Source organism: Peribacillus sp. FSL M8-0224, assembly GCF_038003055.1.
In the GTDB taxonomy this organism is placed as follows: Bacteria; Bacillota; Bacilli; order Bacillales; family DSM-1321; genus Peribacillus; species Peribacillus frigoritolerans.
Window position 1 is genome coordinate 1,226,309 of the sequence record NZ_JBBOOJ010000001.1, and the last position, 15,061, is coordinate 1,241,369.

General features: G+C 42.9%; 12 protein-coding genes. All 12 read left to right on the forward strand.

The window, feature by feature from the left end; all coding sequences use genetic code 11:
• The 12 genes from MKX49_RS05995 to ftsA all read left to right on the forward strand — a co-directional run bounded on the left by MKX49_RS05995 (position 1) and on the right by ftsA (position 15,028).
• Positions 1 to 2,157, forward strand: coding sequence for a penicillin-binding protein (locus MKX49_RS05995; protein ID WP_340875656.1), 2,157 nt, complete (start codon positions 1 to 3; stop codon positions 2,155 to 2,157).
• 112 nt (positions 2,158 to 2,269) lie between these two features.
• The gene (locus MKX49_RS06000; RefSeq protein WP_034313905.1) at positions 2,270 to 4,192 is read left to right on the forward strand and encodes a stage V sporulation protein D; all 1,923 of its coding nucleotides are present in this window, start codon (positions 2,270 to 2,272) and stop codon (positions 4,190 to 4,192) included.
• Between the two features lie 158 nt (positions 4,193 to 4,350).
• Complete coding sequence (locus MKX49_RS06005; RefSeq protein WP_340875658.1) at positions 4,351 to 5,823, forward strand: UDP-N-acetylmuramoyl-L-alanyl-D-glutamate--2,6-diaminopimelate ligase; 1,473 nt, start codon at positions 4,351 to 4,353, stop codon at positions 5,821 to 5,823.
• Between the two features lie 89 nt (positions 5,824 to 5,912).
• On the forward strand, positions 5,913 to 6,890 hold the full coding sequence (gene mraY / locus MKX49_RS06010) for a phospho-N-acetylmuramoyl-pentapeptide-transferase (protein ID WP_034313901.1): 978 nt from the start codon (positions 5,913 to 5,915) through the stop codon (positions 6,888 to 6,890).
• Positions 6,891 to 8,243, forward strand: coding sequence for a UDP-N-acetylmuramoyl-L-alanine--D-glutamate ligase (gene murD, locus MKX49_RS06015; RefSeq protein WP_048684588.1), 1,353 nt, complete (start codon positions 6,891 to 6,893; stop codon positions 8,241 to 8,243).
• 151 nt (positions 8,244 to 8,394) lie between these two features.
• Complete coding sequence (spoVE, locus tag MKX49_RS06020; RefSeq protein ID WP_034313896.1) at positions 8,395 to 9,501, forward strand: stage V sporulation protein E; 1,107 nt, start codon at positions 8,395 to 8,397, stop codon at positions 9,499 to 9,501.
• Between the two features lie 354 nt (positions 9,502 to 9,855).
• Positions 9,856 to 10,764 (forward strand): UDP-N-acetylmuramate dehydrogenase, encoded by a 909-nt coding sequence (murB, locus tag MKX49_RS06025; RefSeq protein ID WP_340875661.1) that lies wholly within the window; start codon positions 9,856 to 9,858, stop codon positions 10,762 to 10,764.
• Positions 10,765 to 10,893: 129 nt separating this feature from the next.
• Entirely contained in the window at positions 10,894 to 11,676 is a 783-nt protein-coding gene (locus tag MKX49_RS06030) for a cell division protein FtsQ/DivIB (protein WP_063596313.1), read from the forward strand.
• Positions 11,663 to 12,355 carry a DUF881 domain-containing protein gene (locus tag MKX49_RS06035; protein ID WP_323599225.1) on the forward strand — a complete coding sequence of 231 codons (693 nt, stop codon included), beginning with the start codon at positions 11,663 to 11,665 and terminating at the stop codon, positions 12,353 to 12,355. The genes MKX49_RS06030 and MKX49_RS06035 overlap by 14 nt, the downstream gene beginning before the upstream one ends.
• A 43-nt stretch (positions 12,356 to 12,398) precedes the next feature.
• Positions 12,399 to 13,109: a DUF881 domain-containing protein gene (locus MKX49_RS06040; protein ID WP_251538907.1), complete on the forward strand. Its 711-nt coding sequence runs from the start codon at positions 12,399 to 12,401 to the stop codon at positions 13,107 to 13,109.
• On the forward strand, positions 13,109 to 13,474 hold the full coding sequence (locus MKX49_RS06045) for a small basic family protein (RefSeq protein WP_034313884.1): 366 nt from the start codon (positions 13,109 to 13,111) through the stop codon (positions 13,472 to 13,474). The genes MKX49_RS06040 and MKX49_RS06045 overlap by 1 nt, the downstream gene beginning before the upstream one ends.
• A 255-nt stretch (positions 13,475 to 13,729) precedes the next feature.
• Complete coding sequence (gene ftsA / locus MKX49_RS06050; protein WP_034313882.1) at positions 13,730 to 15,028, forward strand: cell division protein FtsA; 1,299 nt, start codon at positions 13,730 to 13,732, stop codon at positions 15,026 to 15,028.
• The last annotated feature ends 33 nt before the right edge of the window (positions 15,029 to 15,061 follow it).

Consider the following 15,061-nt stretch of genomic DNA (forward strand, 5'->3'; position numbering starts at 1 on the left):
ATGCAGAAACAAAAAAATATGAAGCATGGGGCAGCCGGATTATTCTTCTTATTCGGCCTGCTCTTTTTTGTTTTAGTCTGCCGCTTTTTGTATATTCAGGTGACGGGTACAGCTGGCGGGGAGGTACTGGCTTCGAAAATCGACAAGAAATATGAAAAAAAACAGGTCATAGAAGCAAAAAGGGGAAGCATACTCGATACAAAAGGTGAAGTCATCGCCGAAGATACTTCCTCCTATATCTTAAGGGCAGTACTTAGTGAAAAGGAGCCGGAGCATGTCAAGGATCCGGAGAAGACCGCGAATGAGCTTGCTAAATATATCGAAATGGATGAACAGGACATCTATGAAAGACTTACGAAAAAAGGGGCATACCAAGTGGAGTTTGGCAGTGCCGGCAAGGATTTGACTCAGGTCGTCAAGCAGAAAATAGAAAAATTGGAACTGCCGGGAATTACATTCGGAAGGACCAATAAACGTTTTTATCCGAATGGGATTTTTGCCTCCCATCTGATTGGTTATGTAGAAAAGGATGAAGAAACGGGAGAAATGGCTGGTAAGTTCGGCATCGAAAGGTACCTCAATAAAGAATTGCAGGAAACGGATGGGAAGCTGACATATGACAGTGACTCATGGGGTTTCCTCTTACCGGATAAGAAGGAAAAAGTCGTTGCTCCTGATAATGGCAATGATGTCATGCTTACGATCGACAAGAAAATACAAACATTCTTGGAAGACTCGATGAGCAAAGTGCAGGAAAAATACGATCCCGAACAAATCATAGCGATTGTCTCCAATCCCAAAACGGGGGAGATTGTGGCGATGGGGCAAAGGCCCACCTTCCATCCGACAACGAAAGTCGGCCTAACGGATACATGGCGTAACCTGGCTATTGAAGAAACCTTCGAACCGGGTTCAACCATGAAAACCTTCACCCTTGCCGCGGCTGTTGAGGAAGGGGTCTTTAATCCGAATGAAAGCTTTGTTGCAGGAACCTATAAAGCCGGATCGGGGAAAATCGGGGATCATAGCGGAATCGAAAGAGGAAAGAGCATGACCTTTCTGGAAGGGGTACAACGTTCCTCGAACGTCGCTTTTGCCACACTTGCAATGGATAAAATAGGAGCCGATACGTTCCGTGAGTATTTGACTAAGTTCGGATTTGATAAAAAAACGGGAATTGACCTGCCAAACGAGATAACCGGAAAAATTCAATACAAGTATAAGCTTGAAAAAGTGACTACCTCCTTTGGACAGGGTTCGACCGTTACACCGATTCAACAAATCCAAGCTGCATCCGCAATAGCCAATGACGGAAAAATGATGCGGCCGTACGTGATAAAAAGCATTTCCGATCAGGATACCGGAAAAATTTTGAAAACGACTAAGCCGAAAGTGACAGGGCAACCGATTTCGGCAGAAACTGCAAAACAAGTACGTGATTATTTGGAAACGGTAATTACCGCGAAAAAAGGAACTGGGAAAAAATATGCCATTGATGGATATCAAGTAGCGGGGAAAACCGGTACTGCACAAATTGCGGGTCCGACAGGTAGATATTTAGAAGGGAAAAATAACTATGTGTTCTCCTTTTTAGGAATGGCTCCAAAAGATGATCCGCAGTTGGTCATGTATGTGGCGGTCAAGCAGCCCAAGTTAGGTGTATCTTATGTTGGGGCTGATCCATTGTCAGAGATATTTAATCCTGTCATGCAAAATAGCCTGCAATATCTAAACATAAAACCTTCTGAAGTTAAAAAACAAAAAGCAAATAAAATCAAAGACTTTACGAATCAAACCGAGAGTTCAGCTGTTACAGAACTGAAGGAACTTGGTTATGATGTAAGTACGATCGGAAGTGGACGTAAAGTGCTCGACCAATCCCCGAAAGCGGGGAGTGTACTCTTACAGGGTGAAAAGATAATCCTCAGGACGGATGGCGAAATGAAAGTTCCTGACATGAAGGGATGGTCCTTGCGCGATGTCATGAAATTGGCTAAGGTTGCAAAACTGGATCTGAAAACCGAAGGTACGGGATACGTGAGTAAACAGAGTCTTGAGGCCGGGAAAAAGGTTAATGAAGGGGAAACCTTCAATATTGAATTATCCCAACCAGATGGGGCTGGTGAAGATATATCGACAAAAGAGAAAACAGAGTGAAGACAAAGAGGGGATCCAATTGGATCCCCTCTTTATTTCTATCAAATTTTCTAGTCTAGCATCGAGTAGACAAGCATATATTGAAGCATGTATGAAATGGAGGTGCCTGTTTTTGCGTGTTTCGAATGTTACTGTCCGAAAACGGCTGGCAATCGCATTGGCGATCGGTATCGTTGTTTTTTTTATCATTGATATCCGATTGGGAATTGTACAGTTTTATCTAGGGGATAAGTTGACGGGGCTGGCTAAAGATTCCTGGAGCAGGAATATTCCTTTTGAAGCCAAACGAGGAGAAATCCTTGATCGGAATGGTGTCGAGCTGGCAACGAATATATCTGCGCCAACAGTGTATGTCATCCCAAGACAGATTGAGAATCCTGGGGAGACGGCGGAACAGCTTGCTTCAATATTGGATATGACAAAGGAAAAGGCTTATCAATGGTTAACGAAACAGGCGATGAGCGTCAGAATTCCGGAAGGCAGAAAGATATCTCACGAAAAGGCGAAGGAAATTAAGGCATTAGGGATAAAGGGTGTATATATCGCTGAAGATTCAAAGCGCCATTACCCATTTGGTGAATACCTTTCACATGTTCTTGGCTTTACAGGCTCTGACAATCAAGGGTTGATGGGTATTGAATTGTCTTATGATAAGGAACTAAGCGGGGAAAAAGGATTCGTTAAATTTTACTCCGATGCGAAAGGGAAAAGGCTTGAGAATATGGCCGATGACTATAAGCCCCCTGTTGATGGTGATAACTTGAAGCTGACCATCGATAGCAAAATCCAAACAATTGTGGAGAGGGAGCTCGATAATGCGGAGGCGACATATGATCCCGATGGTATAATTGCCATTGCAATGGACCCGAACACAGGGGAAATATTGGCAATGTCCAGCAGGCCAACCTTCGACCCTGCCAATTTTCAAAATGTCCCCTCAGAAGTGTATAATCGTAATTTACCAGTTTGGAGTATATATGAACCAGGATCGACTTTTAAGATCATCACGCTTGCTGCAGCGCTTGAGGAAGGGAAGGTCGACTTACAAAAGGAACATTTTTATGATTCCGGACATGTGGAAGTGTCAGGATCAACGCTGCATTGCTGGAAAAGCGGAGGACATGGGGATCAAACTTTTCTTGAAGTGGTCGAGAACTCATGTAACCCGGGTTTTGTGGAATTAGGGAACCGGCTTGGTAAAGACAAGCTGTTTAAATATATAAATGATTTCGGTTTTGGGCAAAAGACGGGAATTGATTTAACCGGAGAAGGAAAAGGAATCATGTTCAACATGGATCGAGTGGGTCCGGTAGAGCAGGCAACTACTGCGTTTGGACAAGGTGTAGCCGTAACGCCCATTCAGCAGGTGACAGCGGTATCGGCGGCCGTGAATGGCGGGACTTTGTATACACCATATATCGCGAAGGAACTCGTGAATCCAAAAAATGGGGAAGTGCTGATGCGAAAGACCCCTCAGGCGAAGAAAAAGGTGATTTCAGAAGCAACCTCGAAGAAAGTCCGGGAAGCGCTTGAATCCGTTGTCGCCCAAGGAAGCGGTAAAGGAGCATTCGTGGAGTCGTACCGCGTCGGCGGGAAAACGGGTACAGCCCAAAAAGCTGAAAATGGCCGATACCTTGAAAATAATTATATTCTCTCATTCATTGGTGTCGCTCCAGCGGATGATCCGCAAATCGTCGTGTATATAGCTGTGGATAATCCGAAAGGAACGGTACAATTCGGCGGGGTCGTTGCCGCACCGATCGTTGGGAATATCATGGAGGATTCACTTAGGGCCATGGGCGTCAAGCCAAGGAAGAACCAGATTGAGAAGGAAACGGTCTGGACGGATCCCGTCATGGTCGAGGTACCCGACGTCGTGGGTCTCAGCAAAAAAGAGTTGCAAACCCAGCTCATCGACCTTAAGCTTGATATTGCCGGAAATGGGGATAAAGTCATAAATCAAGCCCCAGATCCAGGTGTTAAAGTAAAACAAGGCTCTACAATAAGAATTTATCTTGGCGAAAATACAGAATAAGTATAATATAATATATGAATAGTTAAAGCGGCTGAAGAATCATCAGCCGCTTTGTTTACGGAGTCGGGATAACCCCGTATAATTGAAATTGGTTTCTCGACAAGCCAAGGCTAATCACATATAATGAATCCTCAAATTAAGTTGAGAGGGATGGAAAAATGAAGCTTCACAAATTACTATCTTATTTACACTCCTTATTTACGTATGAAGGAGAAAATCCTGAAATCACCTCCATTGAAAATGATAACCGAAAAGTCATAGACGGAAGTTTATTTGTTTGTATAAAAGGTTATACAGTCGATGGTCATGATTTTGCCGAACTTGCTGTAGAGCATGGAGCTGCAGCAGTCATTGCCGAAAGGCCGCTTGACCTCGATGTTCCCGTGATCGTAGTCAGGGATTCGAGCAGGGCGATGGCAGTTCTTGCCGATGCATTTTATGGCCATCCGACTCAAAAGATGCGCTTGATCGGAATTACAGGAACGAATGGAAAGACGACGACCAGTCACTTATTGGAAAAGATTTTCGAGGATCGACAAGAAAAAACAGGCTTGATTGGCACGATGTATACAAAAATTGCCGATACGGTATATGAAACCAAGAATACGACGCCAGATAGCGTTACATTGCAGAAGGCTTTTCATGAAATGGCCGAAGCATCCGTCTCCACGGCCATTATGGAAGTTTCATCGCATGCACTTGAGCTTGGGCGCGTCCATGGCTGTGATTATGATATTGCCGTCTTTACGAATCTCACACAGGATCATTTGGATTTTCATAAAACCATGGACAGATACAGGCAGGCAAAATCCTTATTTTTCTCACAGCTTGGCAATGCTTACATAGAAAATCGCCCTAAATATGCTGTGCTTAATGCTGATGATGAGGCAACAGCCGATTTCATTAAAGCGACTGCTGCTACTGTCGTTACATACGGCATAGACAATGAAGCGGATATCAGGGCCAAGGATATAAAAATTGATGCAAATGGCACATCGTTCACCTTGACAGCAGGTAAAGAAGAGCGATACATTCAGCTGAAGCTAATTGGTAAATTCAGTGTTTATAATGTACTCTCTGCCATCTCTGCTGCTTTGTGCGCCGGTAACGATCTGGATGAGACCATTAGATCCATCGAGGATATAAAAGGTGTTGCAGGCCGTTTTGAGCTCATTTCAGCGAATCAGGACTTCCCGGTCATTGTTGACTATGCCCATACTCCGGACAGTTTGGAAAATGTTCTAAAGACTGTTGGTGAGTTTGCTAGAAAGAAAATTTACGTGATAGTGGGCTGCGGCGGGGACCGAGACAAGACAAAGCGTCCAATCATGGCGCAAATTGCATGCAGCTTGGCGACTGACCCGATCTTCACTTCGGATAATCCACGCAGTGAAGATGCTGCCCAGATCCTCCGCGATATGGAAGCTGGTGTAGCAAGCAAAGAATATAAGGTTATTGAAGACCGCAGGCAGGCGATAGCTTACGCAGTTTCAAAGGCGGAAGAGGGAGACGTTATATTAATTGCTGGAAAGGGCCATGAAACCTATCAATTGGTCGGTGACGAAGTGCTTCACTTCGATGACCGTGAGGAAGCGGAAAAGGCGATTCAAAGTCGTTTGGGTTCAGTTTGAACCAAGGCTGAAATTGCCCTGCAACAAATAGGAAAAGACATCAAGCAGAATTTTATATTTGAATTGTGTTAGGAATGAGGGAATAAGGAATGTTGGAACAAGTGATTTTTTATACGATTTTGGTGGCGTTTTTAGTAACCGTTCTTCTTTCGCCGATTTTCATCCCGTTTTTAAGAAGATTGAAATTCGGGCAAAGTATTAGGGAAGAAGGCCCGCAATCGCATTTGAAGAAAACGGGAACACCCACCATGGGCGGTTTGGTCATATTATTATCTGTTACCATCGCTACACTGGTCATGACTTTGAAATTTTCGGCACCTTCAACCGAAACGTATTTATTATTATTCGTTACTTTAGGTTTTGGTTTATTAGGTTTCCTTGATGACTTCATCAAAGTGGTCATGAAGCGTAACCTGGGACTGACTTCCAAGCAAAAACTGCTTGGACAAATTGTGATTTCGGTCATCTTTTACTTCGTCTTCAAGCAGACAGACCGTTTTAATCCTGAATTAACGATTCCAGGCACTGACTTTGCTTTTGATTTTGGCTGGTTTTATCTGTTCATCGTTATATTCTGGCTGGTAGGCTTTTCAAATGCCGTCAATTTGACGGATGGGCTTGATGGACTTGTCTCAGGGACATCAGCCATTGCCTTTGGTGCTTTTGCCATTTTGGCCTGGAGTCAGTCACAATATGATGTCGCCATTTTTTCGGTTGCGGTTGTCGGTGCAGTACTCGGATTTTTGGTATTCAATGCACACCCGGCAAAGGTTTTCATGGGGGATACGGGTTCCTTGGCCCTTGGGGGAGCGATCGCAACCATCGCCTTGTTAACGAAGCTTGAAATCCTCCTGGTAATCATTGGCGGAGTCTTCGTCATTGAAACGCTCTCGGTCATCCTTCAGGTAGGATCTTTTAAAACGACTGGTAAACGTATTTTTAAAATGAGTCCGCTTCACCACCATTATGAGCTTTCCGGCTGGTCGGAATGGCGTGTCGTCGTCACTTTCTGGACAGTGGGGCTGCTGTGTGCGGTACTCGGAATCTATTTAGAGGTGTGGATATAATTGAAAGAGACTGCAAAGTATTCAGAGAAAAAGATATTAGTATTGGGTTTGGCAAAAAGCGGAGTGATGGCAGCTTCGCTTCTACATAAATTAGGTGCTTTCGTGACGGTTAATGACATGAAGCCATTATCGGAAAATCCTGAGGCTCAAGGACTTCTTGAACAGGGAATCAAAGTCATCTGCGGCAGTCATCCAATCGAGCTTCTGGATGAGGGGTTCGAGCTGATCGTGAAAAATCCGGGAATTCCCTATCGGAACCCTATAGTAAAAGGGGCATTGGAAAAAGGGATTCCTGTTATCACGGAAGTTGAACTGGCCTACCAGATAAGTGAAGCACCTTTCATAGGAATCACTGGTACAAATGGGAAAACGACCACGACAACATTGATATACGAAATGTTGAAGTCCGGTGAAAAATCCCCGCTGATTGCCGGTAATATCGGGACAGTGGCATCTGGTGTTGCTGAACATGCAAAACCAGATGACTCGATCGTCATTGAATTATCATCGTTTCAGTTAATGGGAATAGACGAATTTCGTCCTGAAATCTCAATCGTGACAAATCTGTATGATGCACATTTGGATTATCACAGTTCCAAACAGGAATATGTCGAAGCAAAAGCTGCCATCACGAAAAATCAAATAGCATCGGATTTCATGATTTATAATGCAGATCAAGATCTTGTTTTATCCATGGCGAAAGAGACCAAGGCTGAACTTGTTCCTTTTTCAGCTGAAGTGAAACATGAGAATGGAGCCTATGTGGAAGATGGTGCCGCCTGTTTCCGAGGGGAAAAAATCATTGAAGTTTCAGAGATAGCCCTTCCCGGGAAGCATAATTTGGAAAATGTGCTCGCCGCCATCTCAGCGGCCAAGCTGAAGGGTGTAACGAATGAAGCCATTCAGACTGTACTGAAAACATTTTATGGTGTGGAGCACCGTCTGCAGTTCGTGGCAACGATCGATAACCGTAAATTTTATAATGATTCGAAAGCGACGAACATTCTTGCAGCATCCAAAGCGTTAACATCCTTTACGGAACCTGTCATTTTATTGGCAGGCGGTCTGGATCGCGGAAATGAATTTGATGAGTTGAAACCGGCGATGAAAAATGTCAAAGCCGTGATAACTTTTGGTGAAACGGCGGAAAAAATTGAACGGGTAGCCAAAGAAATAGGAATAGCGAATATAAAACGTGTCGATAATGTAGAAAAGGCCGTGCCGGCTGCATTTGAATTATCAAATGAAGGCGACTGTATTCTTCTCTCCCCGGCTTGTGCAAGCTGGGATCAATATAAAACTTTTGAGCAAAGAGGAGACATGTTTATGGAGGCCGTGCATAAACTTAAGTAAGAGCTTTCGCAGAGAGAAGTGAACTTGCTTCTACGTTGACACCATGAAAAAAAGCGATAATGAGCCGTTATCGCTTTTTTTTTGACTAAAGTGCTGACAAGCAATCAGCACTGATGTTTATATTCGTAGGCTAAAAACTTCCTAGAGGTGGATGTCCGTGCCATTAAAAAAATCGAATCCTGATCTCATTCTCATTATCGTCACCTTAAGTCTTTTGACTGTTGGATTAATCATGGTTTACAGCGCGAGTGCCATTTGGGCAACATATAAATTTGATGATTCGTTTTATTTTGCTAAAAGGCAATTGCTTTTTGCCTGCGTCGGTGTCATAGCCATGTTTTTCATCATGAATGTGGATTACTGGACGTGGCGGACATGGGCCAAAATCCTTATCATCATTTGTTTCATTATGTTACTGGCTGTGCTTGTACCAGGTATAGGGATGGCGAGAAATGGTTCGAGGAGCTGGATTGGTGTGGGTGCTTTTTCGGTCCAACCCTCTGAGTTCATGAAGCTGGCGATGATCGCTTTTTTAGCTAAGTTTTTATCGGAACGGCAAAAGCTGATCACCTCCTTTAAAAAAGGGATGCTTCCATCCTTGGGTTTAGTGTTTTTGGCATTTGGTTTGATCATGTTACAGCCGGACCTTGGAACGGGAACGGTAATGGTTGGAACGTGCATTGTCATGATTTTTATTTCCGGGGCAAGAATCAGTCATTTTGTCGGCTTGGGGCTAATTGGGGTAGCAGGTTTTATCGGTCTGATTTTGTCAGCACCTTACCGGATAAAAAGGATCACGTCTTTTCTGGATCCATGGGAAGACCCTTTGGGCAGTGGATTTCAAATGATTCAATCGTTTTATGCAATCGGGCCAGGGGGATTGTTCGGATTGGGACTCGGGCAAAGCCGCCAAAAGTTTTTCTATTTACCCGAACCGCAGACTGATTTCATTTTTGCCATACTTTCCGAGGAACTTGGCTTCATCGGGGGTTCTCTTGTCATTTTATTATTTGCGTTAATGCTTTGGCGGGGCATTCGGATCGCACTTGGTGCCCCTGATCTATACGGGAGCCTTGTAGCGGTGGGAATCATTGCAATGGTCGCCATTCAAGTGATGATCAATATAGGGGTGGTAACGGGGCTTATGCCGGTTACGGGCATCACCTTGCCCCTCTTAAGTTATGGCGGTTCATCGCTGACGCTCATGTTGATGGCGATTGGGGTGCTCCTGAATATTAGCCGATATTCGAGGTTCTGAAATAAGTAAAAAATGTGGTTTGGCAAAAGGGAAGTCCTGTTGAACGCAGGGCTTCCCTTTTTTACGTTGAAAACCCTTCCAGGAAAAACAATTTTTTGGTGGGGCTTGCCGAAATTTAGAAATAAATGAAATGCCGCTTAAATATTACCATGTATGAATGTTGGGGAATCCACAATAAATATTGGCAATACGTCTTTGTTTAGACTATAGTATAAGAGGGTTAGGCCGTACTGGGGCTTGCTTCTGTTCATTTTTCTGCTAAAAAGGCGTTATTAATCTTGTAATATAAGTGACCTCATGGAAGAGGAAATGAAAATTATAACTTGGAATTTTGGAACAACAAGGAGGTTTATCATGGATAATGTGATAAAGCAATTAACTGAAATGAAAATCGGCAAAGTTCTTGAACAGGAACCGCTTGCAAATCATACAACTATGAAAATTGGGGGGCCGGCTGATTTATTCATCATGCCGTCATCCATTGAAAATATAGAAAAAACGATGCAGGTCATCAAAGAAAATGGGATGCCGTGGAGGGTGATTGGCAGGGGCTCGAACCTGCTGGTCAGTGATGGCGGAATTGAAGGTGCCGTGCTTAAATTGGGTAGAGGACTTGATCATCTCGAGATAAATGGGACGGAGATCAAAGCAGGAGCTGGGGTATCACTTGTCAGCCTCTCCGTACAAATCAGTAAAAAAGGATATGCAGGATTGGAATTTGCCAGTGGGATTCCTGGTTCCGTCGGCGGAGCAGTCTATATGAACGCTGGTGCACATGGTTCCGATATGAGTGAAATCCTCAAGCAGGCACATGTTCTTTTTGAAGATGGAACTCTAGCTTGGCTTTCGAAAGAGGAAATGGAGTTTTCTTATCGAACTTCTCTGCTTCAGAAGAAAAGACCTGGTATCGTACTGGAAGCAATTTTTCAATTGAAAGAGGGGGATAAAACCGAAATCGTTGAAAGAATGCAAAATAACAAGAATTATCGTAAAGATACCCAGCCGTATAATCTTCCATGTGCCGGGAGCATATTTAGGAATCCACTTCCACACCATGCTGGTAAATTGGTCGAGAATGCAGGCCTGAAGGGACATTCTATTGGCGGAGCTCAGATTTCACCGATGCACGGGAACTTCATCGTTAACACAGGTAATGGAAGTGCAGCGGATGTTCAAGCCTTGATACAGCATGTGAAGGATACTGTATATGATAAATTTGAAGTTGAAATGGAAACAGAAGTGGAGATCATTGGAAGAAAATAATGAGATTCATTATATCCAAATATTGTGATATAATGTGTTACCTTTAAAGTTTGTTAAGAACATAATATTGAGTTTTCTTGATTTCGCACTGTCAAGAACCATCCATTTTTTCAGGAAGAGGTGAAGGGGATGGAAAAGGGAAAAATCGTTTCCATTGAGGACCGCATCCCGAAATTAAAACAATTAAGAAAAAGCAAAGCAAACAGGCGACTTGTTCTTTTGCTGTCCCTTTTCTTCATTCTTGTTGCTTGTGTGCTATATTTCTTATCCCCGTTGAGCTATGTGAAATCCGTGCAGGTAGAGGGGAATCGGTATATTACTTCCAAACAGATCATTAAATTGAGTAAGGTGAAGAAGGATCGAAGCATCTGGAAGGTTGATACAGGGACAGCCGAAGCCAATATCAAAAAAAATCAAGAAATAAAAAGCGTTAAGGTGACACCGGTATTTCCTAATTCCATTAAAATTACGGTTTCGGAACATAACAGAATGGCATATTTGTCCAATAATGGGAAGTTTGCACCCATTTTGGAAAACGGGTCCGTTTTAGAGGAGTTAGCAACAGGAGAAATTCCAGTATTTGCCCCTGTTTTAATTGGTTTCAAAGAGGGTAAAGCATTAAAGTTGCTTTTAGAAGAGCTGGACAAGCTTCCTGTCGAGATCCAGAATGCCATTTCGGAAATTCATTACGCTCCTACAAAAACCGATGAATACCATATCGTCATGTTCATGAACGATGGGTTTGAAGTAAGTGCGACAAGCCGGACTTTATACGAGAAAATGATTCACTATCCATCGATAGTCAGCCAGCTGGATCCAAATGTAAAGGGAGTCATCGATCTGGAAGTGGGTTCTTATTTTAAAGCATATGAAGACGCTGAACAAAAGGAAGACTCCAATGAGGAAAATTAATGGCAAACGGGTGGTTTTACCCCTGGTTTGCGTGGTTCTCGGATTCATGATTGCCTTCTCTTACAATCTGACCAAAGAAGGTGAAGGTGCAGGGAAGGACAAAGCCTGGGATCAGGAATATGAGCTCAGGCAGCAGCTGATCGAACAAGAGAAGCAGAACCGGGAACTTCAAAAGGAACTCCTCCAGAAGCAAGAAAATGTATCCCAAATAGAAAAAGACCTAGCGCAGGAAAAGCACCTTTTTTTCAATTTGGCAAAGGAAACGGAAAAATACCGAATGTTTCTCGGAAAAGTGAAAGTGAAAGGCTCAGGCCTTCAGGTGACGCTTGAAGATGGTACAGATATGGAATCAGAAGCCAATGTTAATAATTACCTCGTCCATGAACAGCATGTCTTCAAGGTCGTCAATGAACTATACATATCAGGTGCAGAAGCTGTTGCGATTAACGGTCAAAGGTTAAATCATGATTCATACATAATCTGTAATGGGCCTGTGATTACAATTGATGGCCATCAGCATCCTGCTCCCTTCATCATATCTGCGATAGGGGACCCGGAAGTCCTGGGTGCTTCACTGGATTTACCGGGTGGCATCAAGGAACAGCTGGTTAATGAGAATATTATCTTTACAGTGGAAAAACAAAAGAATATCATTTTTGATCCAATTATTGGAGGGTGATCGTGACCGCCGGATTCGATGAAAGATTGGTGAGAAACTGGAAATGAAAAAAAAGCTTTCTTTTAGTTTGGTTACGTTGATTGCTGGCTTCATGCTCGCTATTCAATTCAATTTGGTGAATCAGCCTGTTGTATCCGATACAAGGGATATGTGGGAACTGAAAAATGATTTATTGAAAGAACAGCAGACCCAGGCGGAATTAATAGAGGGTATCAGTAAGCTTGAGGGAAAAATAGCATCTTATGAAACAAAGAAAAATGAGGGTAAAGAAGAAGTCTTGCGTGACACCCTGATCGAATTGAAGACTGACGCAGGTTTGACCGAAATAAGAGGTAATGGGGTAGTCGTATCTATACAGCCTATCAAGGCCGATATCCTTCTCGGTGAGAAGGTCAAGTATATTTCACCAGTATTGATCATTCGGCTCATTAATGAAATGTATAGGTATGGCGCTGACGAAATTTCCATTTCAGGACAAAGGTATATATCAACATCGGTTATTCGTGATATTAATGGGCAGCCGAAAATGGACGGATATCCTCTGGTTCATTACCCGGTTGAAGTGCAGGCAATAACCGTTAATCCAAAGAAACTGAAGCAGCGCATTGAAGGTTCCGAACTTATGGATGATTTCTTTATAGACAATTTTGAAGTGCAGATTAAGGTGCCTTCCGGCGAGTTGACATTGCCGGCTTATCAAAATGCTATTAACGTGGAACATATGGAACCCATTATGGATGGGGGGGAATCGTAATGTGGCTTTCAGTTTTTGGTCTGTTGATTGGAATCACCCTTGGTTTTTTGGTGGATTTTGATATTCCCCATGAATATTCAAATTATCTCTCCATTGCCGTGCTTGCTGCTTTTGATACCTTATTTGGGGGAATACGGGCTCATTTGCAAAATCTTTATGATGAAGTTGTATTTGTAACAGGATTCTTCTTTAATATTATTTTAGCCGCAGGTTTGGCTTTTCTAGGTGTACATCTTGGTGTAGACTTATATTTAGCCGCAATCTTTGTATTCGGTGTCAGGCTCTTTCAAAATATTGCCCTGATTAGAAGGATCCTGATTGAAAAATGGTCCATTTCCCGGAAAAAGCAGAAAAAAAATCTATAATTTTAAAGGGAATTAAGTTATAAATGACGAATAGTTTATGGCAGTATCTAGTTTTTTTAGTAAATCAGTCTCGTAGAGAAGCGAACAATATACACCATAAAGTACGAGTTTTGTTCGGGAAATACAAAATGAAACGCTTATCTATGTAATTCGTCAGTTGTTGTAAACAGTTCTGTTATTCTATAATGTATAAGTCTTCGATATAAAGATGTTATTCTACTAATACATGTATAAAACTGAAGGAGGTGCCATGGAATGAACAGCAACGAAATATACGTAAGTCTTGACATCGGTACATCCAGTGTAAAAGTTATCATTGGGGAAATGGTCAATGACACATTAAATATAATCGGTGTAGGAAATGTTAAATCAGAAGGGCTCAAAAAGGGTTCGATCGTCGGTATAGATGAAACCGTCCAATCCATTCAAAAGGCTATAGAGCAAGCAGAACGGATGATAGGGATGGAGATAACAAAAGTAATCGTCGGCATAAGTGGAAATCATGTGACGCTTCAGCCGTGTCATGGGGTAGTAGCGGTATCCAGTGACAATAAAGAGATTACCGAGCATGACGTTTTCCGTGTCAGGGAAGCAGCGGAGTTAATAACGATACCATCCGACAGGGAAATCATCGACGTGGTGCCAATTCACTACAAAGTTGATGAACTTGATGAAATCAGTGATCCACGGGGCATGATAGGTGTCCGGTTGGAAATGAGAGGGATTTTAATCACAGGTCTTCGGACAATTTTACATAATACGCTGCGCTGTGTGGAAAGGGCAGGATTGGAAATAACCGATATCGCCCTTCAGCCCTTAGCCGCAGGTTCCCTTGTTTTATCCAAGGATGAAAAAGAACTTGGTGTGGCACTTGTCGATATTGGCGGGGGTTCCACGACCCTGGCAATTTTCGAACAAGGCTATTTACAATATACGTCTGTGATACCTATAGGCGGGGAAACACTTACGAAAGACCTTTCCATCGTTCTAAGGACGACTATGGAAGAAGCTGAGAAAATAAAAGTGAAGCATGGACATGCCTTTTATGATGACGCGTCTGAAGATGAAGTATTCCAAATACCGATCATCGGCAGCGATCAGCAACAGACCTGCAACCAGTTAATGCTTTCGGATATCATTGAAGCGCGGGTGACCGAAATATTCGAGTTGATTCAAGATGATTTGAAGAGACTTGGCTTCCAGGATATACCGGGTGGTTTCGTGTTGACCGGGGGCGTCGTCAAGATGCCGGGTGTCCTGGAGCTAGCTCAATATGTGTTCCAAAACCGAGTAAGGACAGCTGAACCCAATTACATCGGTGTTAGGGAACCCCAATACACCACGGCTGTTGGTTTGATTAAACACGCATGCAAGAAAGAGAGAATGCAAAAAAACACCGCTAATAAAACTCCTGTAGCAGCTGGACAAGCTCAAGAAGATAACGACCAGCGCAGCCAGAAGGTTTCTCAGAAAAATAAAGAGAACACGGCTAAAAAACAAGGTGAAAAAGGTGAATCTAAATTCAAAAAAATCCTGGGTTACTTTTTTGAATAACAATCATTAAGAATCGGGAATTTCGTCAAAATA

Bases quoted from the DNA above. Each gene is read 5' to 3' on its own strand.
- MKX49_RS05995 (WP_340875656.1), top strand. From the start codon at position 1: ATGCAGAAACAAAAAAATATGAAGCATGGGGCAGCCGGATTATTCTTC.
- MKX49_RS06005 (WP_340875658.1), top strand. From the start codon at position 4,351: ATGAAGCTTCACAAATTACTATCTTATTTACACTCCTTATTTACGTAT.
- mraY (WP_034313901.1), top strand. From the start codon at position 5,913: ATGTTGGAACAAGTGATTTTTTATACGATTTTGGTGGCGTTTTTAGTA.
- spoVE (WP_034313896.1), top strand. From the start codon at position 8,395: ATGTCCGTGCCATTAAAAAAATCGAATCCTGATCTCATTCTCATTATC.
- murB (WP_340875661.1), top strand. From the start codon at position 9,856: ATGGATAATGTGATAAAGCAATTAACTGAAATGAAAATCGGCAAAGTT.
- MKX49_RS06030 (WP_063596313.1), top strand. From the start codon at position 10,894: ATGGAAAAGGGAAAAATCGTTTCCATTGAGGACCGCATCCCGAAATTA.
- MKX49_RS06035 (WP_323599225.1), top strand. From the start codon at position 11,663: ATGAGGAAAATTAATGGCAAACGGGTGGTTTTACCCCTGGTTTGCGTG.
- MKX49_RS06040 (WP_251538907.1), top strand. From the start codon at position 12,399: ATGAAAAAAAAGCTTTCTTTTAGTTTGGTTACGTTGATTGCTGGCTTC.
- MKX49_RS06045 (WP_034313884.1), top strand. From the start codon at position 13,109: ATGTGGCTTTCAGTTTTTGGTCTGTTGATTGGAATCACCCTTGGTTTT.
- ftsA (WP_034313882.1), top strand. From the start codon at position 13,730: ATGAACAGCAACGAAATATACGTAAGTCTTGACATCGGTACATCCAGT.